Origin of the sequence: Pseudomonas hygromyciniae (genome assembly GCF_016925675.1) — a bacterium.
GTDB classification, from domain to species: domain Bacteria; phylum Pseudomonadota; class Gammaproteobacteria; order Pseudomonadales; family Pseudomonadaceae; genus Aquipseudomonas; species Aquipseudomonas hygromyciniae.
On the sequence record NZ_CP070506.1, the window covers coordinates 693,737 to 716,111 of the forward strand.

General features: G+C 61.9%; 16 protein-coding genes. 10 read left to right on the forward strand and 6 right to left on the reverse strand.

The window, feature by feature from the left end:
* Positions 1-129 precede the first annotated feature (129 nt).
* Positions 130-2,043 carry an arginine decarboxylase gene (gene speA / locus JTY93_RS02925; protein WP_029297633.1) on the forward strand — a complete coding sequence of 638 codons (1,914 nt, stop codon included), beginning with the start codon at positions 130-132 and terminating at the stop codon, positions 2,041-2,043.
* Positions 2,044-2,427: 384 nt separating this feature from the next.
* On the opposite strand, the gene JTY93_RS02930 is transcribed toward speA, so the two are convergent.
* Complete coding sequence (locus tag JTY93_RS02930) at positions 2,428-3,771, reverse strand: MATE family efflux transporter (protein ID WP_205478146.1); 1,344 nt, start codon at positions 3,769-3,771, stop codon at positions 2,428-2,430.
* Positions 3,772-4,052: 281 nt separating this feature from the next.
* Between JTY93_RS02930 and JTY93_RS02935 the strand changes: the two genes are divergently transcribed.
* Positions 4,053-8,954 carry an alpha-2-macroglobulin family protein gene (locus tag JTY93_RS02935; protein WP_205518971.1) on the forward strand — a complete coding sequence of 1,634 codons (4,902 nt, stop codon included), beginning with the start codon at positions 4,053-4,055 and terminating at the stop codon, positions 8,952-8,954.
* A gap of 124 nt (positions 8,955-9,078) precedes the next feature.
* Here JTY93_RS02935 and JTY93_RS02940 read toward each other — a convergent pair whose 3' ends face one another.
* Positions 9,079-9,372, reverse strand: a complete 294-nt coding sequence (locus tag JTY93_RS02940) for a hypothetical protein (RefSeq protein WP_205478144.1) — start codon at positions 9,370-9,372, stop codon at positions 9,079-9,081.
* A 99-nt stretch (positions 9,373-9,471) separates the two neighbouring features.
* Between JTY93_RS02940 and pbpC the strand changes: the two genes are divergently transcribed.
* From pbpC to JTY93_RS02970, 6 genes are all read left to right on the forward strand, one after another.
* Complete coding sequence (gene pbpC / locus JTY93_RS02945) at positions 9,472-11,802, forward strand: peptidoglycan glycosyltransferase PbpC (RefSeq protein WP_205478143.1); 2,331 nt, start codon at positions 9,472-9,474, stop codon at positions 11,800-11,802.
* A gap of 156 nt (positions 11,803-11,958) precedes the next feature.
* Positions 11,959-12,267: a MazG-like family protein gene (locus JTY93_RS02950; protein WP_169999287.1), complete on the forward strand. Its 309-nt coding sequence runs from the start codon at positions 11,959-11,961 to the stop codon at positions 12,265-12,267.
* Entirely contained in the window at positions 12,260-13,009 is a 750-nt protein-coding gene (locus JTY93_RS02955; protein WP_205478142.1) for a methyltransferase domain-containing protein, read from the forward strand. Before JTY93_RS02950 ends, JTY93_RS02955 begins: the two co-directional genes overlap by 8 nt.
* A gap of 24 nt (positions 13,010-13,033) precedes the next feature.
* Positions 13,034-13,636, forward strand: coding sequence for a DUF4136 domain-containing protein (locus tag JTY93_RS02960; RefSeq protein WP_169999285.1), 603 nt, complete (start codon positions 13,034-13,036; stop codon positions 13,634-13,636).
* Between the two features lie 45 nt (positions 13,637-13,681).
* Positions 13,682-14,239, forward strand: coding sequence for a DUF4136 domain-containing protein (locus JTY93_RS02965; protein ID WP_205478141.1), 558 nt, complete (start codon positions 13,682-13,684; stop codon positions 14,237-14,239).
* A gap of 302 nt (positions 14,240-14,541) precedes the next feature.
* A complete protein-coding gene (locus tag JTY93_RS02970; protein ID WP_205478140.1) occupies positions 14,542-16,554 on the forward strand; it encodes a pilus assembly protein TadG-related protein in 2,013 nt (670 codons plus the stop codon).
* Here JTY93_RS02970 and JTY93_RS02975 read toward each other — a convergent pair.
* Together JTY93_RS02975 and JTY93_RS02980 are read right to left on the reverse strand one after the other, a co-directional pair.
* A complete protein-coding gene (locus JTY93_RS02975; protein WP_205478139.1) occupies positions 16,551-19,295 on the reverse strand; it encodes a PAS domain-containing sensor histidine kinase in 2,745 nt (914 codons plus the stop codon). The two genes, JTY93_RS02970 and JTY93_RS02975, sit on opposite strands and share 4 nt — an antisense overlap.
* Positions 19,292-19,729 (reverse strand): TadE/TadG family type IV pilus assembly protein, encoded by a 438-nt coding sequence (locus tag JTY93_RS02980; RefSeq protein WP_169999282.1) that lies wholly within the window; start codon positions 19,727-19,729, stop codon positions 19,292-19,294. The genes JTY93_RS02975 and JTY93_RS02980 overlap by 4 nt, the downstream gene beginning before the upstream one ends.
* Positions 19,730-19,801: 72 nt before the next feature.
* On the opposite strand from JTY93_RS02980, the gene JTY93_RS02985 reads away from it, so the two are divergent.
* Both JTY93_RS02985 and JTY93_RS02990 read left to right on the forward strand, forming a co-directional pair.
* The gene (locus JTY93_RS02985) at positions 19,802-20,275 is read left to right on the forward strand and encodes a prepilin peptidase (protein ID WP_205478138.1); all 474 of its coding nucleotides are present in this window, start codon (positions 19,802-19,804) and stop codon (positions 20,273-20,275) included.
* Between the two features lie 126 nt (positions 20,276-20,401).
* Complete coding sequence (locus tag JTY93_RS02990; RefSeq protein ID WP_205478137.1) at positions 20,402-21,184, forward strand: response regulator transcription factor; 783 nt, start codon at positions 20,402-20,404, stop codon at positions 21,182-21,184.
* A 176-nt stretch (positions 21,185-21,360) separates the two neighbouring features.
* Here the strand turns inward: JTY93_RS02990 and JTY93_RS02995 are convergent, their stop codons facing one another.
* Together JTY93_RS02995 and JTY93_RS03000 are read right to left on the reverse strand one after the other, a co-directional pair.
* A complete protein-coding gene (locus JTY93_RS02995; RefSeq protein ID WP_205478136.1) occupies positions 21,361-21,627 on the reverse strand; it encodes a DUF3613 domain-containing protein in 267 nt (88 codons plus the stop codon).
* A 19-nt stretch (positions 21,628-21,646) separates the two neighbouring features.
* Complete coding sequence (locus tag JTY93_RS03000; protein WP_205478135.1) at positions 21,647-22,369, reverse strand: tetratricopeptide repeat protein; 723 nt, start codon at positions 22,367-22,369, stop codon at positions 21,647-21,649.
* Between the last annotated feature and the right edge of the window lie 6 nt (positions 22,370-22,375).

The window sequence follows — 22,375 nt, forward strand, 5'->3', positions numbered from 1 at the left end:
GACCGGTGTCTAAACTCTGTCCTGCAAGTGGGGTCTACCCCTCTCACAGGCAAATCGTCATTTTCACTCTTTAGACTGCGCCAGCCTCTGACTTGGGTGGCGCTCTTCGACTTTATATAGGGGACTTCGATGTCCGTACGACGCACACGCAAAGACGATGGCAGCCAATGGACAGTTGCGGACAGCCGCAGTGTTTACGGGATTCGCCATTGGGGGGCCGGATATTTCGCGATCAATGATGCCGGTCGCGTTGAAGTCCGTCCGAACGGCCCGAACAGCTCGCCCATCGATTTGTACGAGCAAGTGGACGAGTTGCGCAAAAGCGGCCTGTCCCTGCCATTGCTGGTGCGCTTCCCGGATATCCTGCAAGACCGCGTGCGTCAGCTGACCGGTGCCTTCGACGCCAACATCGAGCGCCTGGAATACCAGAGCAAATACACCGCGCTGTACCCGATCAAGGTCAACCAGCAAGAAGCGGTGATCGAGAACATCATCGCCACCCAGGACGTGTCCATCGGCCTGGAAGCCGGCTCCAAGCCTGAGCTGCTGGCCGTGCTGGCCCTGGCACCGAAGGGCGGCACCATCGTCTGCAACGGTTACAAGGACCGTGAGTTCATCCGCCTGGCGCTGATGGGCCAGAAGCTGGGCCACAACGTGTTCATCGTGATCGAGAAAGAGTCCGAAGTGGGCCTGGTCATCGAAGAAGCCGCCAACCTCAAGGTCAAGCCCCAGGTCGGCCTGCGGGTGCGCCTGTCGTCCCTGGCGTCGAGCAAGTGGGCAGACACCGGTGGCGAGAAGTCCAAGTTCGGCCTGTCGGCGGCGCAACTGCTGTCGGTGGTCGAGCGCTTCCGCGCTGCAGGCCTGGACCAGGGCATCCGCCTGCTGCACTTTCACATGGGCTCGCAGATCGCCAACCTGGCGGACTACCAGCACGGGTTCAAGGAAGCCATCCGTTACTACGGCGAGCTGCGCAACCTCGGCCTGCCGGTGGACCACATCGACGTCGGCGGCGGCCTGGGCGTGGACTACGACGGTACCCACTCGCGCAACGCCAGCTCGATCAACTACGACATGGACGATTACGCCGGTGTGGTGGTGGGCATGCTCAAGGAATTCTGCGATGCGCAGAACCTGCCGCACCCCAACATCTTCTCCGAAAGCGGCCGCTCCCTGACTGCCCACCACGCCATGCTGGTGGTGCAGGTGACCGACGTCGAGAAACACAACGACGACGTGCCGGTGATCGAGAACAAGGAAAGCCTGCCGGAAACCGTGCAATGGCTGGTAGACCTGCTGGGTCCGACCGACATTGAAATGGTCACCGAAACCTACTGGCGCGCCACCCACTACATGAGCGACGTGGCCGCCCAGTACGCCGACGGCAAGCTGACCCTCGCGGAAAAGGCCCTGGCCGAACAGTGCTACTTCGCCGTGTGCCGTCGCCTGCACAACTCCCTCAAGGCCCGCCAGCGCTCGCACCGCCAGGTGCTGGACGAACTCAACGACAAGCTGGCCGACAAGTACATCTGCAACTTCTCAGTGTTCCAGAGCCTGCCGGACACCTGGGCTATCGGCCAGGTCCTGCCGATCCTGCCGCTGCACCGCCTCGACGAAGAGCCGCTGCGCCGCGCGGTGCTGCAGGATCTGACCTGCGACTCCGACGGCAAGATCAAGCAATACGTCGACGAGCAAAGCATCGAGACCAGCCTGCCGGTACATGGCTTGAACGAAGGCGAAGATTATCTGCTGGGGATCTTCCTGGTGGGCGCCTACCAGGAAATCCTCGGGGACATGCACAACCTGTTCGGTGACACCGACTCGGTGAACATCTACCAGCGTGACGATGGCACGGTGTACAGCGCCGGGATCGAGACCCACGACACCATCGAAGACATGCTGCGCTACGTGCACTTGTCGCCGGAGGAGTTGATGACCCACTACCGTGACAAGTGCGCCAGCGCGAAGATCACCGCGGCCGAGCGCACCCAGTTCCTGGATGCGCTGCGCCTGGGCCTGACTCGCTCGTCCTACCTGTCCTCCTAAGACCGGCAGGCAGCGATTCAAACGGTGGGAGCCCGCTTGTGTAGGAGCGGGCTTGCCCGCGAAAGCAGTGGATCAGTCAATACAGGTGCTGACTGATCTGCCGTCATCGCGGCATAGGTATCTATACAATTTTCAGAAACTGACGAACTCTCCTGTGGCGAGCGGGCTTGCCCCGCGCTGGGCTGCGAAGCAGCCCCAAAACCAGCCGCTGCGGTGTATCTGGTACAACGCATTCGGCTTATTGGGGCTGCTTCGCAGCCCAGCGCGGGGCAAGCCCGCTCGCCACAACTGCGCTATCTGCCTGGATCTAGGCGTTGCGGCAAAGTTGTGTAGATACCTATGGTCATCGCGGGCAAGTCGAATCGTCGCACCGCCACTCCCACACTAGTTGGCGCCCAGCCAAAGCCCCTGCCGATTCAGCCGCCAGGCAATCGCCCACAACGTCAAACTGCGCACCGCCATAAACAGCAGGAACGTTATCCACAGCCCGTGGTTACCCAACCCCTGCAACGCCCAGGCAACTGGCAGCATCATCAGCACCGTCAGCAACATGCCATTGCGCATCTCCCGTGCGCGGGTCGCGCCGATGAACAAGCCGTCCAACAGATAACTCCACACTGCAATCAACGGCAGTACCGCCAGGTACGGCAGGTAGATATCGGCAGTTTCACGCACGCTGGGGATATCGGTCTGCATGGCGATAAACAAGTGGCCGGCGAAGGTGAACAACAACACAAACCCCAGGCTGGCGATCAGCGACCAGCCGCAGGCGACTACCAGCGAGCGGCGCAACGCCTGGCGGTCATGGGCGCCGATGGCGTGGCCGCACAGTGCTTCCACTGCGTGGGCAAGCCCGTCCAAGGCATGGGCCGTCAGCAATAGCCCATTGAGCAGCAAGGCATTGGCTGCGACGGTGGCATCGCCCAACCGTGCGCCTTGCACCGTGATCATGAAAAACACCGATTGCAGCGCCAGGCTGCGGATAAAAATATCGCGATTGACTGCCAACAGCGCACGCCAGCTTTGCCAGACCTTGAGCGCCGCCCAGGCGATATGCCCGGGGTAGGCGCGCAGTGCTTTTTGCGTCAGGGCCAGGCCAAGCAGGGCGCCGGTCCATTCGGCAATCACCGAGGCCCGCGCCGAACCGACCACGCCCCAGTCCAGGCCCAGTACAAACCATAGGTTCAGGGCGATATTCACCAGGTTGGTGGTCAAAAGAATCGCCAGCGGCGCCCGGGCGTTTTGCGTGCCGAGGAACCAGCCCACCAGCGCATAGGTGGCCAACGCCGCAGGTAACCCGAACAAGCGGGTGTGGAAAAACTCGCGGGTCAGTTGGTTCAATTCGGGCGAAGGTTGCATCCATTCCAGCGCCAGATGGCTCAGGGGAATGCCCACCGTGCCCAGCACCATTGCCAACCCCAGCGCCAGCAGCAGGCCTTGCAGCAGGATTTGCCGCAACGCCGCGCCATCATTGCGCCCGGCCGCCTGGGCGGCAAACCCGGTGGTGCCCATGCGCAAAAAACCCATGGCCCAGGCCAGGAAGGTATACAGACTGGCCCCCACGGCCACCGCGCCCAACTGGTGAGCGTGGGGCAGATGGCCGATGACCATGCTGTCCACCAAGGCCACCAGCGGCACCGAGATATTCGACAGAATCATCGGCGCGGCCAAGGCCCAGACACGGCGATGGGTGGGGCGGTGGCGCCAGTCGGTGAGTAAAGTGGACATGCAGGCTCCTTGGGGGAGCGGCATTGTAACGGGCCCTCAACAGCGGCGCCGATCCAAATGTGGGAGCTGGCTCGCCACAGGAGAGTTCGTCAGTTTCTGAAAGTTGTGTAGATACCTATGGCCATCGCAGGCAAGCCAGCTCCTGCATTTGATCCAGCGTTGCCTTTAGGTTGCACGCAGAACCAAACCTCCCTCCGTCGGTCAATGTGAGCAGCGCCACAGCCACTTGGCTGGCACTGATATATAGTTCACCCCTCAGACACCCTCACAACGAGTGCCCCATGCTTAACAAAGGAATGTTCCTGGCCTGTGCGCTGGCCCTGCTGAGCGCCTGCGATTCTTCCGACAAACCGGCTGCACCCACTGCTCCTGCGGCGGCGGTGACGGCGCCGCAGCCGGCCAAGGCCGCGGTGGATGTGGCGACGCTCAAGCAGCGTTATGCCGGCCGTGAGTTAAGCGTGGTGGACGTGTCTGAGGTGCAACTGGATGGTGCCAGCACCTTGTCGGTGAGTTTTTCGATCCCGCTGGACCCGGACCAGAAGTTCGCCGACAAGCTGCACCTGGTGGACAGCAAGTCCGGCAAGGTCGACGGTGCCTGGGAGCTTTCCGACAACCTGATGGAGCTGCGCCTGCGCCACCTGGAGCCCCAGCGCAAACTGGTGCTGACCGTGGACGCCGGGCTGCGTGGGGTCAATGACGCCAAGCTCGCCGCTGAATACACGGCACGCCTGGAAACCCGCGACCTGCAAGCCACCGTAGGCTTCGCCAGCCGTGGCACGTTGTTGCCGACTCGCCTGGCCGAAGGTTTGCCGGTGATCGCGCTGAATGTCGACAAGATCGACGTCGAATTCTTCCGCATCAAACCCGAATCGCTGCCGGCCTTCCTCGCCCAATGGGGCCGCAATACCAGCCTGCAAAGCTACGAATCCCGTGAACTGTTGCCCATGGCCGACCTGGTGTACGGTGGCCGTTTCGATCTGAATCCTGCGCGCAATACCCGCGAAACCCTGCTGCTGCCCATCGCCGGTCTCAAGCAGTTGCAACAGCCGGGCGTGTACCTGGCGGTGATGCGTGCCTCGGGCACCTACAACTATTCGCAACCGGCCACGCTGTTCACCCTCAGTGATATCGGCCTGTCGGTGCACCGTTACGCCAACCGCCTGGATGTGTTTACCCAGGCACTGGAAGGCGGCAAGGCGCTGGACGGCGTCGAGCTGGAAATCCTCGATGCCGAAGGCCGCGTGCTGGGCCAAGGCAAGACCGAGAAGGGCGGCCACGCTGAACTGCCGCTGCCGAAAAAAGCCCAGGTATTGCTCGCTAAACAGGGCGAGCAGACCAGCCTGTTGCGCCTCGACAGCGCAGCGTTGGACCTGGCCGAGTTCGATATCGGCGGCCAGCCCGCGCACCCGCTGCAATTCTTTGTGTTCGGCCCGCGCGACCTGTACCGCCCTGGCGAAACCGTGCTGCTCAACGCCTTGCTGCGCGACAAGGACGGCAATGCCGTCAAGCCGCAACCGGTGAGTGTCGAAGTACGCCGCCCGGATGAGCAGGTCAGCCGCAAATTCGTGTGGGATGCCGATGCTTCGGGCCTCTATCAATACCAACTGCAACTGGCCGGCGAAGCCCCGACCGGGCGCTGGCAACTGGTGTTTGACCTGGGTGACGGCAAGCCACAGCTGTATGAATTTCTCGTCGAAGACTTCCTGCCCGAGCGCCTGGCCCTGGAACTCAAGGGCAGTGACACGCCGTTGAGCCCGGCAGACAACGCCGTCATCAAGGTCAACGGTCGCTACCTCTACGGCGCCCCGGCGGCGGGCAATCGCCTGAGCGGGCAAGTGTATGTGCGCCCGCTGCGCGAGGCGGTCAAAGCCCTGCCGGGCTATGAGTTTGGCTCGGTAACCGAAGAAGAGCTGAGCCAGGATTTTGAACTGGATGAAAGCGTGCTCGACGCCAAGGGCGAGGAAAAACTCACCCTGGAAAGCAAGTGGAGCGAGGCCAAGTCGCCGCTGCAACTGATCGTCCAGGCCAGCCTGCAAGAGTCCGGCGGGCGCCCGATCACCCGGCGCCTGGTGCAGCCGGTCTGGCCGGCCGAGCAACTGCCCGGCCTGCGTGGCCTGTTCGATGGCAAGGAAACCGATGGCGATGGCCCGGCCGAGTTCGAAGTGCTGCTGGCCAACCAGGACGGCCAGAAACTTGCCGTCGACAACCTCAAGGTCCGCCTGATCCGTGAGCGCCGCGACTACTACTGGAACTACTCGGACAACGATGGCTGGAGCTATCACTACAACGAGAAATTCCTCAACCTCGATGAGCAGACCGTCAACATCAAGGCGGGCGACACGGCCAAAGTCAGCTTCCAGGTGGAGTGGGGCCCGTACCGCGTCGAAGTCGAAGACCCGCAGACCGGCCTGATCAGCAGCAAGCGTTTCTGGGCCGGCTACCAGGCCCAGGACAACACCGAAGGCGGCGCCGTGCGCCCCGACCAGGTCAAGCTGGCGCTGGACAAACCGGCGTATGGCGATGGCGATACGGCCAACGTCACCGTCACTCCACCGGCCGCCGGTAAAGGCTACCTGTTGGTGGAGTCCAGCGAAGGCCCGCTGTGGTGGCAAGAGATCGACGTGCCGGCCGAAGGCAAGAGCTTTGCGGTGAAGCTCGACCCCAAATGGTCGCGCCATGACCTGTATGTAAGTGCGCTGGTGATCCGTCCCGGCGAGCGCAAGGCCAACATCACCCCCAAACGCGCCGTGGGCTTGCTGCATCTGCCGTTGGATCGCACCCAGCGCAAACTGGGCCTGACCCTGACGGCGCCGGAAAAAATGCGCCCCAAACAGCCACTGACGGTCAAGGTCGCGGCAAAAAATGCCGATGGCAGCGTGCCCAAACAGGTGCATGTGCTGGTGGCGGCGGTGGACGTGGGCATCCTCAATATCACCGAATACCCAACCCCGGATCCGTACTCCAGCCTGTTTGGCCGCAAGGCGTATGGCGTGGACCAGTTCGATATCTACGGGCAGTTGATCGAAGCCGGCCAGGGCCGTCTGGCCAGCCTGGCCTTTGGTGGTGACGCGGCGCTGGCCAAGGGCGGCAAGCGCCCGGACACCAGCGTCACAATCGTTGCCCTGCAAAGCGCGCCGGTGACCTTGAACGACAAAGGCGAGGGCGAAGTCAGCGTCAATATTCCCGACTTCAACGGCGAATTGCGCCTGATGGCCCAGGCCTGGAGCGATGACCGCTACGGCATGGCCGAAGCCAAGACCGTCATCGCCGCGCCCTTGATTGCCGAGCTGTCGGCCCCGCGCTTCCTCGCCGGCGGCGACCAGACGCGCCTGGCACTGGACCTGTCCAACCTGTCGGGCAAGGCACAGAAACTGGATGTACAACTGACCGCCGAAGGTCAACTGACCCTGTTGGGCGAGCCTTCGCAAAGCGTGCAACTGACCCAGGGCCAGCGCACCACCTTGCAGATTCCGGTGCGTGCGCTGGGCGGTTTTGGCCAGGGCAAGATCAAGGTCACGGTCAATGGCCTGGACCTGCCGGGCGAGAACCTGCCGGCGTTTACCCGTGAATGGACATTGGGCGTGCGTCCGGCTTATCCGGCGCTGCTCAAGCAGTACCGCGCGGTGCTCAAGGACGAAGCCTGGAGCCTGCCGGACAGCGAACTGGCACTGTTTGAACCGGCCGGGCGTGAGGCGCTGTTGAGCCTGTCGAGCCGTCCGCCGTTGAACCTGGGCGAGCAGATTCGTGCGCTCAAGGCCTACCCATATGGCTGCCTGGAGCAAACCGCTAGCGGCCTGTACCCGTCGCTGTATGCCGATGCTGCCGTTTTGACACGCCTGGGTTTGACCGGCGAGCCGGATGCCGAGCGCAAACGCAAGATCGAACTGGGTATCGAGCGCTTGCTCGGCATGCAGCGCTACAACGGCAGCTTTGGTTTGTGGGGTGCCGATGGCGAGGAAGAGTACTGGCTGACGGCGTACGTCACCGACTTCCTGCTGCGCGCCCGCGATCAAGGGTTTGCCGTACCGCCTGAGGCGCTGAAAAAGGCCAGCGAACGCCTGCTGCGGTATGTGCAGGAGCGCAACCTGATTGAAGTTGACTACAGCGACAACGCCGACCACACGCGCTTCGCCGTGCAGGCCTATGCCGGGCTGGTGCTGGCGCGCAGTCAGCAGGCTCCTTTGGGGGCATTGCGCAGCTTGTTCGAGCGTCGCAGCGATGCGCGTTCCGGCCTGCCATTGGTGCAGTTGGCGATTGCCTTGCAGAAGATGGGCGACCAGCCGCGTGCCGACCAGGCGCTGCTGGCGGGTCTTGCCGTACAGCGCAAGGCCAATGAATGGCTGGCCGACTACGGCAGCCCGCTGCGGGACCAGGCGATGATCCTGGCCTTGCTGGAAGAAAACGACTTGGCCAAGGGCAAGCGTGAAGAGCGACTGTTCGAGCTTTCGGACCAAATGGCGGCCAGCCCATGGCTGTCGACCCAGGAGCGCAACTCGCTGTTCCTCGCCGGTCGTGGCTTGCTGGGCAAGCCGGAAACCAACTGGACTGCGCAGTTCAGTAGTGGCGGCGAAACCCGCGAGCTGAACAACGGCCAGTCCGGCCTGAAGCTGGAAGGGCCGCTGCTGGCATCACCGCTGACCTTGCGCAATCAAGGCAGTGAGCCGATTTACCAACAACTGAGCATCTCCGGTTATCCACAACAGGCGCCAGCGGCAGGGGGCGAAAACCTGAGCATCCGTCGCGAGTACCTGGGGATGAATGGCCAGCCGCTGAACCTGCAAAACCTGCGCAGTGGTGACCTGGTGCTGGTACACATTGCGGTCAGCGCCAAGAAGCAACGGGTACCCGACGCGTTAGTGGTGGACCTGTTGCCGGCGGGCCTGGAGCTGGAGAACCAGAACCTGGGACAAAGCGCTGCCAGCCTGGAAAACGCCAGTAGTCAGGTCAAGGAGTGGCGTGAGTCGATGCAGAATGCGTCGATCAAGCATCAGGAGTATCGCGATGATCGTTATGTTGCCGCGCTGAACCTGGACGGCTATGGCACCACGCACCTGCTGTACCTGGCTCGTGCGGTCACGCCGGGGACCTATCGCGTACCGCCGCCGCAAGTGGAGTCGATGTACCGGCCGAACTGGCAGGCAGTGGGGGAAACCCCGGTGGATATGGTGATCAAGGGGCGTTAAGCGCCCTACCTGTGGGAGCGGGCTTGCTCGCGAAAGCGGTGGATCAGTTGATGAATACTTGACTGATACACCGCCTTCGCGAGCAAGCCCGCTCCCACCAAGCCCGCTCCCACAGGGGGTGTATTTAATGCACAACCCAACTGAGCAGCCACAACCCCAGCATCAACCAGATAATCCCCATGATGATCGAGGCCCGCATAAACGCCCGGACTGCCGAGTACAGCAGCATCAGGCCAATGATCAGGGTGATGATGCTGATGATCGAGGTGTCCATGCCCAGGGTGCGCGACAAACCATCGATAAAATTGCCGCCGGCATTGGTCAGGGCGCCGAACAGGCTGCTGAGCCCGTCGACGATAAAGCGGATGACCGAACCGAGCGCCTGGCCCAGCCATTCGAAAAAGCTTTCTACCTGCATATGAGTTTCCTGATGAAAGGGTGGGCGTATCTGCCGGACCTGAGCCTTTGGTCGCCAATCCCTTGGGCGAGTTCCCTAGAAGCATAGAGGTTTGCCCGTTTGAATTTGCGAATAGTTGCACGCGTTACTCTGGGTAGCCTGCTGGTGGTGATAGCCCTGCTGTGGCTGGCGGATCGCCTCTGGCCCCTGCCGCTGCCCAAGGACGACCTGGCCCGCGTGGTGCTGGCTGAAGACGGCACGCCCTTGTGGCGCTTTGCCGATGCCAATGGCGTTTGGCGTTACCCGGTGGCCACCGATGAAGTCTCGCCGTATTACCTCGATGCGCTGTTGACCTACGAAGACCGTTGGTTCTACCAACACCCCGGCGTCAACCCGTTGGCCCTGGTGCGGGCGACCTGGCAGAACCTGAGCGGTGCGCGGGTAGTGTCCGGCGGCAGCACCTTGTCGATGCAAGTGGCACGTCTGCTCGACCCCCATTCGCGCACCTTGTCGGGCAAGTTGCGCCAGCTGTGGCGCACGGCGCAATTGGAGTGGCACCTGTCCAAGGACCAGATCCTCAACCTGTACCTCAATCGCGCGCCCTTCGGTGGCACCTTGCAGGGTGTGGCGGCAGCCAGTTGGGCGTATCTGGGCAAGTCTCCGCAGCACCTGACCCATGCCGAAGCGGCCTTGCTCGCGGTGCTGCCCCAGGCGCCGAGCCGTCTGCGTCCGGATCGCCACCCGCAACGTGCCCAAGAGGCGCGGGACAAAGTGCTGCGGCGCCTGGCCGAGTTCCAGGTCTGGCCGCAATCGGCGGTCGACGAGGCCCTGGAGGAACCGTTGTTACTGGCGCCGCGCCTGGAGCCCAGTCTGGCACCGTTGTTGGCGCGGCGCCTGAACCGCCCCGACAGCCCGCCGCTGATTCGCACCACGATCGACGCGACCCTGCAACGCCGTCTCGAAGACCTGCTGCTGGGCTGGCGCGCACGCCTGCCGGAACACACCTCGGCGGCCATCCTGGTGGTCGAGGAAGAAAGCATGGCCGTGCGCGCCTACCTGGGCTCAGTGGACATCAACGATGCACGGCGCTTTGGCCATGTGGATATGATCAGCGCCCTGCGCTCGCCGGGTTCGACCCTCAAACCCTTTCTGTATGGCATGGCGCTGGACGCTGGGCTGATTCACTCCGAATCGCTGTTGCAGGATGTGCCACGGCGCTATGGCGACTACCGGCCGGGTAATTTCTCCATGGGCTTTACCGGCGCGGTGCCGGCAAGTACGGCGCTCTCCAGCTCGCTGAACCTGCCGGCGGTGCAACTGCTGGAAGCCTACGGGCCCAAGCGTTTTGCCGGGGAAATGCGCGTCGCCGGTATGCCCCTGGCGCTGCCGGCGCTGGCCGAGCCGAACCTGGCATTGATCCTGGGCGGTGCCGGTAGCCGCCTGGAGGACCTGGTCGGCGGCTACAGCGCATTGGCCCGTGACGGCAAGAGCGCCGCTATCCGTTTGCAGCCGGGGGATGTGCTCAAGGAGCGCCCGCTGTTGTCGCCAGGTTCGGCGTGGATTGTGCGACGCATCCTCAGTGGCCAGGCGCGGCCGGATCGTGATCCCCGGGCGGAGCTGGTGCAACGCCCGGTGTTGGCCTGGAAGACCGGCACCAGCTACGGCTTTCGCGATGCCTGGGCGATTGGGGTCGGGCCGCGCTATTTGATCGGCGTATGGATCGGCCGCCCGGACGGCACCCCGGTGCCCGGCCAGTTTGGCCTGGCCTCGGCGGCGCCGTTGATGCTGCAAGTACACGACGTGCTGACCAACCGCGACAGCCAGCGCGGCATTACCGCGCCCGTCAAAGCCGTGCCGATGAATGTCGGCGTGGCGGCGATCTGTTGGCCGCTGGGCCAGCCCATGGGTCGCAGCGACCCCAATTGCCGGCGCCAGCGCTTTGCCTGGACGCTGGACAACACCACGCCGCCGACCTTGCAGGCCCTGGATCAGCCCCTGGGTGTCGGCTTGATGGAAACCGTATGGGTCAATGCCAAGGGCTTGCGCGTGGCCGCCAATTGCCCGGGCGCGGTATCGCGGGACATCGCCTTGTGGCCTGCACCGCTGGAGCCGTGGTTACCGAGGATTGAGCGGCGTGACGCACGCATCCCCGCGCCAGACCCGGATTGCCCGCCACCGGCGCTGGCGGCGTCTTCGCCGTTATCGGTGGTGGGCGTGCGTGAGGGGGATCAACTGCGATTGCCGGCGGGCAGCCAGCAGCAATTGCGCCTGAAGCTGTCGGCGTTGGGCGGCAGCGGGCGGCGCTGGTGGTTCCTCAATGGCGCGCCGCTGGGCGACAGTGCCAACCAGGACAGCATCAATGCCAGCCTGGAGCAGTTGGGGCGCTATCAACTGAGTGTGCTCGATGAGGCGGGGCAGACGGCCCGGGTTGAGTTCAGCGTGGTTGATTAGAGCGCTATCGCCGGCAAGCCAGCTCCCACAGTTTGATTTGTGTACGCCGTCAAATGTAGGCGCTGGCTTGCCAGCGATGGAGGCCTTGAGCGCGCCGCAAATTTATTTGCCATCCCCGCCCTTGAGCCCGAAGCTATACCCCTTCAGGAGCCCCCCATGAATCTCGAACACCTTACCGAACGCATGCATCGCATCCGCGATAACAACGACTGGAAACAGTTCCACAGCCCGAAAAACCTGGCCATGGCCGCCAGTGTCGAGATGGCTGAACTGGTGGAAATCTTCCAGTGGCTGAGCGAAGACCAGTCCCGTCAGTTGCCCGCCGACAAACTCGCCCATGCCGGCCAGGAAGTGGGGGATATCGTGCTCTATCTGCTGCTGTTGTGCGGTGAACTGGGTCTGGATATGGATCAAGTGGTCAGCGCCAAGCTGGCTGACAACGAACGGCGGTTTGCCCATGAGTGATCGTCATTTCGACCAGTTGGCGACGCGCTTTGCCGAGAAGATCTACGGCGGTGCCAAGGGCGCGATTCGCCTGGCCGTGTTGCAGGCCGACTTGATCGAGGCTTTGCCGGATCGCCCCTTGCGCGTGCTGGATATCGGCGCAGGCCTGGGCCATATGTCGCTGTGGCTGGCCGAGCGCGGGCACCACGTGACCTTGGCCGAACCCGCCGAGCCGATGCTCGAAGGCGCCCGCCAGCGTTTCGCTGAGGCGGGGCAAACTGCAACCTTCATCCAGGCGCCGTGGCAGGAGTTGTTGGGTCAACTCACCGAGCCCTACGACCTGGTGCTGTGCCACGCCGTGCTGGAATGGCTGGCCGAGCCCCACGCCATCCTGCCGGTGCTGCATCAGTTGACGAAGCCGGGCGGCTGGTTGTCCCTGGCGTTCTATAACCGCGATGCGCTGATTTATCGCAACTTGCTCAAGGGCCACTTTCGCAAGATGCGCAAGAACGACATGGCCGGCGAAAAACAGAGCCTGACCCCCCAACAGCCCCTGGACCCGCGTGAACTGGCGGCGCAACTTGAAGGCCTGTGGCAGGTCGAAAGCCAGAGCGGGGTACGGGTATTCCACGACTATATGCCGGTGGAATTCCAGGCCCGCGCCGCTTTGCAGGACTTGTTGGAGATGGAGCTCGCTCACCGTCGTCACCCAAGCTTTGCCGGACTTGGGCGTTATTTGCACTGGATCTGCCGTCCGGTTTAAGCGGCCCAGTCTGCGGAGATCGAAATGAAGCGCTGTGCATTGATCCTGCTGTGCCTGGGGCTGGGAGCCTGCTCCAGCCACAACCCTTATGTTGCGGCTTCCAAGCCCATGCCGCCGGCACCTGCCCAGGCGGCCAACACCTTTGACGCCAGCGCCTACCCGGCGCCGGTGCGCGACTATGGCGCCTACCGCAACTGGGCCTGGCGCAACGGCCAATTGCCGGCGGGCTCGGCCTGGGCAGATCCTGCGCAGATCGCCGAAGCCGTCAGTGGCGCCCTCGACCAACGCGGCCTGCGCCCAGTGCATGACCAGCGTGCACCAGACTTGTTGGTCAGCGCCGATGTGCATCTGGAGAAGCGCCTGCGCCAGGTGCAGGACGATTATGGCTATGGCTACGGTGGCTACAATCGCTATGGCAACGGCTACGGCATGTACAACTCGGTGCCGATTGTGCGCACCTATGAAGTGCAGGTCGTGGTGGTGCGCGTCAATCTGTTCGACGCCCGCACGGGCCAGCCGGTATGGAGCGCCAGCGCCGAAACGGGCAGCCAGGGCAGCCTGAGTGAACGCGGCGATGCCTTGCGCCAGGCTGTGCAAAAGGCGATGACGGCGTATCCTCCCAGCTAACAGTTATTCTCATCTCAGGATCGGTCTGCCCTTTGGAGAGCTACCATGTTGCGTCGTATCGCTTTGCTTGCTTTTGCCGTGCTGCTGGGCGGTTGCCAGACCAATCAGGTCAACCACGACTTTGACGCCAGCCGCGACTTTGCCGGCTACCGTAGTTGGGCCTGGAAAGACCCGGCATTGCAGTACCGCCCCGACGATCCGCGAATCAAGAGCGACCTCACCGAACAGCGCATCCGCCAGGCAGTGGCTGACCAACTCGACCAGCGTGGCCTGCGCCCTGCCGCCGCCGGGACCAAGGCGGACCTGAATGTGCAGGCCTACCTGATCGTCGAAGACCGCCAGCAACAAGTCACCACCAACTACGGCGGCGCCTGGGGTGGCCCGTGGAATGGCTATTGGGGCGCGCCGATGTACAACGAAACCCGCAACGTCACCTACAAGGTCGCCACCCTCCAGATCGACCTGCTTGACGGCAAGGACGGCAAGCTGGTGTGGCGCGGTAGCGACGAACAAATAATGAGCAACTCGCCCAGCCCCCAAGACCGCAGCGCGGCGATTCGGGCGACGGTGACCAAGGTGCTGTCCAACTACCCGCCACGCTAAGCCGTACTCGGTCCGAACAGGCGCTGGCTTTCTGTGGCGAGCGGGCTTGCCCCGCGCTGGGCTGCGAAGCAGCCCCAAAACCAGACGCCACGGAGAATCTGATACACCACCATCGGCTCACTGGGGCTGCTGCGCAGCCCAGCGCGGGGCAAGCCCGCTCGCCACAAAGGGTGGGGGTGGTATTGAGCGTTCCGTCAGTCGCCCAAGTGGCAACTTGCCAGCGCACCTTCCAAGCCTTGTCTACACTGCTTTTCATCACAGGAGAGTAAGCGCTCGGCAGTTCGCCGGCAAAGGAGTGCTCGATGTCTCCCCGACTTCGTTCTGGCCAACGTGGCGCAATCGGTCTGGTGTTCGCCGGGACCTTGGCCTTGGCCCTGGTGTTTCTATTGCTGGTGGTCGATAGCGGCCGCCTGTACCTGGAAAAACGCAAGCTCCAGGCCGTTGCCGATACCGCCGCCCTGGAAGCCGCCAACCGCGGCGGGCAGTGTGCCGGCAGCACCACCGCCGTCGATTACGCCAAGCAGAACGCCACCCGCAATGGCTTCACCGTCGTCGCCAACGACAGCAGTCGCGCACTGGCAGTGACGTGTGGAACGTTGTTGACCAATGCTCTTAACACCCGTGTATTTACTCCTGATGCCACCAAGAATGAGGCCATCCGAGTCGTTGCCACTCGCACCATTCCAACTGGTATCGCCAACGGTGTATGGCGGTTGTTCAGCGGTACGTACAACGCTAATACGACATTGACGGCGACAGCGGTGGCGGCGCTGGCGACCCCAGTGGCCGCACTCACAATCCGCAGCACAGCAGTGGTTGTGGACACAGACAAAAAAGCCTCTGTTCTCAATGCGTTGTTCGGTGGCTTGTTGGGCGGTGGCCTGAACCTGTCGGTGGCAGGGTGGAATGGTTTGATTAATACCAACATCTCTCTATTGAGTTATCTGGACCGGTTGAAGCTTGACCTGGGTCTTACAGCGGTTGGCTATACAGAGGTTCTTGGCAATACCCTAGGTGTCGGTCAGCTAATCCAAAGTGCGATTAATGTATTGGACCCAACCAACACACTGACTACGGATGTAACGATTGTCGGCTTAAAAGCGCTCAAGACAGCTGCTGGCGCTACTCAAGTCGTATTGGGCGATATTCTGCAGATTGCCAGTGGCACTGATGTGGCGTCTCTGGCAGTGAACATGCGGGTGTTTGATCTGATCGAAGGTTTTGTGCAGTTGGCCAACAAGAAAAACGGTTTACTGGCCAGTGTCCCGATTGACTTGCCTGGCGTGGCGCAAATCACGGCGACCGTTCAGGTTTTGCAGCCGCCTCAGTTATCTGCTGTCGGTAATCCAGCCAAGGCTGTAGCAGCAGGACATAACCCTGAAACGGGTCCGAATCGTATCTATGTGCGCACGTCGCAGTTGCGCGTTTTGCTTTCGGTCAACTTGCCGGTATTGGACACAGTCGTGAGTTTGGTGAACGGCGTGACCGGATTGGCGGGACCTCTGGCAAGCACGGTGGGTGCACTGCTACATCTTGATATTGTGGGCGCGATCAATGCGCTGACATGTGGTTTGGGCGCACTTTGTACTTCGCCCAGCCTGCAGATTCTGCCTCCGCCCGTCCACGTGGATATTGCGGTAGAAGCTGCCAGCGCCAGCAGCTGGGTAACGGCCTACAGTTGTGCAAGCCCTACCAATAAAAGCCTGACAACCAGCACCAATACCTCGCTGGTTAACTTGAAACTGGGTCAGGTTGACGGTCTGTCCAGCATTTTCGGCAGCAGTCAAACTCCACCCCAGATGGTTGTGAAACCATTGAAGGTCGTTGATATCGGTACTGAATCGTGTCGCCGCTTTCTGGTACTCAATGATTGCAATGCCCGCGTTCCCTACGTGGGAGGTGGTATCGGGTTATCTGCCAATATCGACGTCGGTGGTAGCAAGAACCTTCCCCATACTTACCTGTCCCCCGATTTACCGGAAATATCGCAACAACCATTCTATTTCCCTTACACCACCAGCAATATTGTCAGCGGGCTCACCGACCCAGCGAAGGGAACAGCCGCGGGCCTTGTTCTAAATATGTATGGTCCGCAGCCCGGAAACGAAAACCTGCTAGGCAGTCTTATTGGTGGTCTCGGAACCACGCTAAATAGCGTCACTTCCCTATTGATCAGTACGATCAAAACCACGCTTACGCCACTGCTAGACTCGCTGATAAACACCCTGTTACTGGCCTTGGGCGTCGATCTAAATAAAGTGGATGTAGGTGCCAACCTGAGTTGCCAAGCAGGCCGTGCCTACCTCGTAATCTAACCCCCACCCACCACCGGCAACTCCACACAGAACCGCGCCCCGTGTTCACTGTTGGCGACGCTCAGGCGTCCGCCCATGTTTTCCACAATGCCGTAGCTCACCGACAACCCCAGCCCGGTGCCGACGCCAATCGGCTTGGTGGTAAAGAACGGTTCGAAGATCCGCTCCAATAACCGTGCATCGATTCCGCCGCCGTTGTCTTCGACAAAGAGGCGCACGTGGCGGCTGTCGTGTTCGCTGTAAAGCGCGATCCATGGTTTGAAGTCGTGGTTTTTTTCCTGCCGGGCCGTCAGCGCATCGCGGGCGTTGACTACCAGGTTGATCAGTACCTGTTCCAGTTGGTCCACATGGCCGTTGACCTGCGCGCTGAAGTCCATGGGGTTGATGCGCAGGTCCACGCCCTTGCCACGTAGGCCTTCGCCCAGCAGCGACTGGGTTCCTTCCACCGCCTGGGCCGGGTCGAAGGGCTGTTGCTCGACCTCCGAGCGGCGGCCGAATACGCGCATATGGTCCACCACCCTGGCCGCACGCTGGACTTGGGCGTCGATACGCTGGAGTTTTTCGGTCAGGTAGTCGATCTGTACGTCGCCGTTGCCCAGGCGCTTGAGCACATTGGCGATGGCCATGCGCATCACGTTCAGCGGTTGGTTGATCTCATGGGCCAAGCCGGTAGCCATTTCCCCGAGAGTGGCCATTTTTGCGCTTTGGGTCAGTTGCTGCTGGGAGCGGCGCACTTCGGTGTTGTCGCGGCCCACGGCCTGGATTTCCTGCAACTGGCCGTGCTCGTCGAAGACACCCCGGTCGGACCACACCCACCACGCATGTTCGCGCCCCGGCAGTTGCAGGCTGATTTCGGCGGTGCTGACCGGGAATTCCGGGCTCAGCTGACCGATACGTTTTACGAAGGCATTGCGTTGCTCGGGCGACAGCCATTCGCCCAGGTTGATCCCCGGTAACTGTGCCGGCGTACATTCCAGGTAGTTGGCCAGGGGCGTGTTGCCGAAGGTCAGGGTCAGGTCCGGGCGGTAGCGGCAGATCATGGCCGGCGAGTCTTCGACGAGGATGCGATAGCGCTCTTCGCTGTCCTTGATTTGCTGCGCCGCCAGGGTCGCTTCCGTGACGTCCAGCCACAGGCCGACGGCTTCCACCGGCAAACCGAGGTCGTCGCGCAGCAGCTTGGCTTCGTCCAGCAGCCAGTGGTAATTGCCCTGGCGATCGCGCACACGGTAGCGACTGCGCACGCTGCCTTCGCGCAGCAATTGCCGGGTGCGTTCGAAGTACAGGTCACGGTCTTCGGGGTGTACCCATTCCACGGAGGTGTCGTGGGTGCATTCGGCCAGGGTCCAGCCAAGCAGCGGCAACAGGCTGTCGCTAAAGAACGCCGGGTGCAGCGCGCCGTTGACGTAGCGCTGCACGTAGATCACCGCCGGGGAGCTGGCGATCAGGTTATCCAGGCGTGCATGGGCGGCGGCGGCCTGTAGTTGCTGGTTCTTGATATCGCTGATGTCGAGCATGAAACCGATCCAGCGCCGCTGGTCGCCAACGCCCAGCACCTGGCCTTGTACGCGGTACCAGATGGGGTTCTGCTTGGCGTCAGTGCGCTGCAGGCGCACGCTGGTCAGCAACGGTTTGCCCAGGGTTTGCAGGTCTTGCAGGCGGCTGTTGAGTTCCTGGCGGTCGGCAGGGTGAATCAACTCCAGCCAGTTGCTCAGCACTTGTTTGGTCGGTGCATCTTCCGGGCTCAGGCTGCGCATCAGTTGCGGCGCCAGCAGGATCTCTTCACCGCTGGCCAGCAGTTCCCACCAGCCAGTGCCGAGCAGGCCTTGCAAGGCTTCCACCCGTTCCAGTTGCTGGTGATGACGCTGCTCGCGCAGGCGGCCGAGCAAAGGGGCGGCGAGGGCAGCGGCGAGGTTGAGCCAGTCACGTTCGCTGACGTCGGGGTGGCCACTGTAGAAGCCGCACAGCAACCAGGCGGCAACGCCTTGGCTATCGCGGTACGGCACCAGCAGGCCTTCGGCATTGCCAAATACACTGTGCAGGCGCGGGTGTTCGCTGCGGCCCTGGAGGGTTTTCAGGCTCAGTGGGGTGTTGCCGCTGAGGCTGTCCAGGCAGGTGCCGAGGCGTTGGCCCGGCTCCCAAAGCTGTGGTGCGTCATGGGCGTTGTAGCTGCAATAGACCAGCCAGTCCTGGTCCTGTTGGTCGAGCAGGGTCATCGCCACGCAAGGCATACGCCAACGCTGGGCGACGCTGCGCAGATGCTCGCTGAAAACCTGGGGCAGGCGCGTCAGGCTGCACACCCGCAGTTGCTCGCTCATCTGGCTGGCAAGTTGATGGTTCTGTTCGCGCTGCTGGGCCAATTGCCGGCCGGTCAGCAGGTCGCTGATATCCGTCAGGCGCAGGAGCCAGCCATCGGCGTCCGGCTCGATCCAGCCGCGGGTGTGCAACGTGGTGTCACCGGCGCCTTGAAAGTCCAGGTCCATGCTATGGCGCTGCCAGTCGGCAGGTGTGCCTTCGATGCTTAAAGCGCCTGGCAGGCAGAGCAGGTCACGCAGGAGCAGTTGAGGCTGGGTGCCAAGGTGACGGGCCAGTTGTTGTTGCAATGCACGGCTGATGTCCAGCACATGACCTTGCTGATCCAGGCGTAGGTGCAAGCCTGGAGCGGGTGAGCTGGCGGGCGTTTCCAGGGCCTGGGCGCTGCTGCGGCCGAGTAGTCGGCCGAAGATTTTTTCACCGGAGTTCAAAATTGCAGGCTCGACTGGGCGTGCAGGGTGGTTGGCAGCCTGGGGACCGTGCCAATGCCCGGCAGGACAATAAACGGCAGGACGTTCTTCAGGTTGGCCGAGGGATAGTTGATCTCGACGGTCAGCACCCCTGCGGTGTAGGTCGGATTGATATGGGCCGTCTGGAACTGGAAGGTGGCGGGAATCCACTGCAATTGGCTTTGAACGGTCTGGGTCGCCCGCAAGATGAGCGCCGCATTGTAGTTGGGGGTGCTGGGATCCAGTGCCACACTGCGGCGCACTGCTTCGGCCGTGGCTTGGTTGAACGACTGCAGCAGCAACAGCGGCAGGCTGTAGCTGACCGTGGCATAGAACACCGCAAAAAAGATCACGAACACCGCCGCAAATTCGATGGCGACGGCGCCTTTTTGCTTTCTAGGGAGGCTGGTTTTCATCACTGCGACTACCCTGACTGCTACTACCTGATATCAGCATAGAATCAATCAGCAAAAAGGGACGGTTTTTACGTGATCCAAGGCCTCGTGGTGTTTGTCTGGTTGATGTTGTGTACGGTGCAGGATATTCGTCAGCGGCAGATCGCCAATCGGCTGACCCTGGGCGCAGTGCTGCTGGCGCTGCTCTATCTGCTGTGGAGCGGCAGCACTTGGCTCGGCATGTCCAGGTCTGAAGGGGTGTGGGCATTTGTCCTGGCGCTGCTGTTGACGCTGCCGGGCTACGCCCTTGGGCGCCTGGGGGCCGGTGATGTGAAGTTGCTTGCGGCGTTGGCGCTGGCGTCGAATTCGACCTACTTGTTGTGGTCGCTGATAGGTGCCGGCGTGGCCAATGTCGCCTGGCTGGTGTGCGGGCCGCGGCTGTTACCACTTGCCAGTCAAGGCGTTAGGGCGCGCCTGGGTTATCTGGTAGTGGACCCGTCAGGAAAGCTGCCCTTTGCGCCGTTTCTTTTAGTGGGGTTCACCCTGGCCTGGCTGGGGCTCCACTAGTCGCGGGTGCTTTATATCGCTATGTACATAGTCAAAAAGTACGTCTACGTTTATTCATACAAGTGAGTAGGAAGGTTCTTCGGAACGGATAGGTCAATTTTTGGCTTGCCAGGAATGGAGTAGCGCGTGAACAAGCTTACATCTGCAGTAAAAGTGCTCGTGGTCGATGATCAGCCGCTGATTGTGGAGGAGCTTTGCGAATTTCTCGAAAGCAGCGGTTATCGCTGTGTCCCTTGCGGCTCCAGCCAGCAGGCCGTGCAACGTTTCGGTGAAGACCCGCAAATCGGCCTGGTGCTGTGTGACCTGCATATGCCGGATATGGACGGTATTGAATTGGTGCAGGCCCTGCAGAAAATCGCCGGCAAGCAGCGTGCCTTCGAAGCCATCATGTTGACCGGCCGAGCCGACAAGCAGGACGTGATCAAGGCGTTGCGCGTGGGGATCTCCGATTATTACCAAAAGCCCATCAACCTCAACGAGTTGCTCGAAGGGTTGCAACGCCAGGAGGCCGCGCTGGAGGAGCGCCACAAGAACCTGCACCTGGGAAACTTGAACCAGAAGCTGCAATACCTTTCTGAATCCATCGACGACTTGTACCAGGACCTGGACAAGGTCCGTCGCGGCCCGGCGCCGCAAACCGATGGCGAAGGGGTAAGCGAGGAGGCCGAGCGCCTGGAGGTGCCGGCGATCTTCAATCAGTTGTCACCCCGGCAACTGGACGTTGCCAGGTTGGTGGGCAAGGGCCAGACCAACTACCAGATTGCCTGTGAGCTGGGTATCACCGAGAACACGGTCAAGCTGTACGTGTCCCAGGTGTTGCGCTTGACCCATATGCATAACCGCACCCAACTGGCTTTGGCGCTGTCGCCGAGCAACTCGGCATTGCGCCAACGGGTGACGGCGCACTGAGGATTACTGATTACTCAGGACATGCACAAAACAAATGTGGGAGCGGGCTTGCTCGCGAATGCGGTGGCTCAGAGCCAGATATGCTGACTGACATGCCGCATTCGCGAGCAAGCCCGCTCCCACATTTTGAGTGGGGTACATCCCATGGTTCTCCAGTGGCCGTGAGGTCGCCTAGATTATTTGCTACCGCCCGAGCTTGCGCTGTCCTCGCCGAACTTTTCGGGGATCGCGTACCTTTTGCTTTCCAGCAAGCGCTGCATCGCCAGTTCGCGCTCGGTGGGCGTTGCCCTCTGCACCGTAGGTGAGGCCGCTTGCCCGCTGACTTGCAGCCCAAGCCAGTTCTCCGTCTCCTGCTGGGCCTTGGACGAGGGCCCAGGTTCGATGGCCAATGCGGTCAGCGGCAAAACCAGCAGCGTCAGGCTGGCGAGGTAATGGAATTTCATCATCGACTCCTTCAAGCGCTTACTTGATTAGTGCGGGCGGTGCGTCACTGGTCGCCGCGACCTGGCCCTTGGCCTTGGCGACTGGCATGCCGGCGGCCTTGAGCTTCTCGGCCCGGGCCTGGGCCTCGGTGACCTGCTCGGGGCTCAGGCCCACCTGGCTGGCCAGTTGTGCGGCCTGGCCCCAGTTGTCCTGATAGATCAACAGGGTCACCAGGTTGACGGCCGCCAGTTGATCGCTTTGCTTGAGCTCCATGGCCGTCATGAATTCAAAGCGCGCTTCTTCCAGGCGCCGTTGATTGAGGTAGACCACTCCCAGATCGTTGCGGATTTTTTCATCGGTGGGCGCTAGTTGCGCTGCCCGTTGCATATGGGCCAGGGCTTGCACGTTGTCGCCCTGGGCCGCCGCCAGTTGTCCCAGACCATGTTCACCTTCGGCGGCCAGGCAGGTGCCCAGCAGGCTGCGGTACAGCGGTTGCGCTTCTTTGCGTCCGAGCAGGCGGTAGACCTTGGCTTTGCGCTGGCGCACTTGCGGCAACGACTCCGGCAGGCTTTGCAGGTTGGCCAGGCTGGCGTGCATCTTCCCTTCCTTGGCCATGTCGTCGGCCAGGTTCAGCGACAACTCTTGTTCGGCGCTGGGCTTGGCGCAACTGCCCGGGGTCATCAGCGCCGACCAGGGCATCTGGCCGTTGCTGGCACAGCCGCCGAGCATTAGCAGGCTCAGGCCTGCAATCAGTGCTTTCATCGAGCG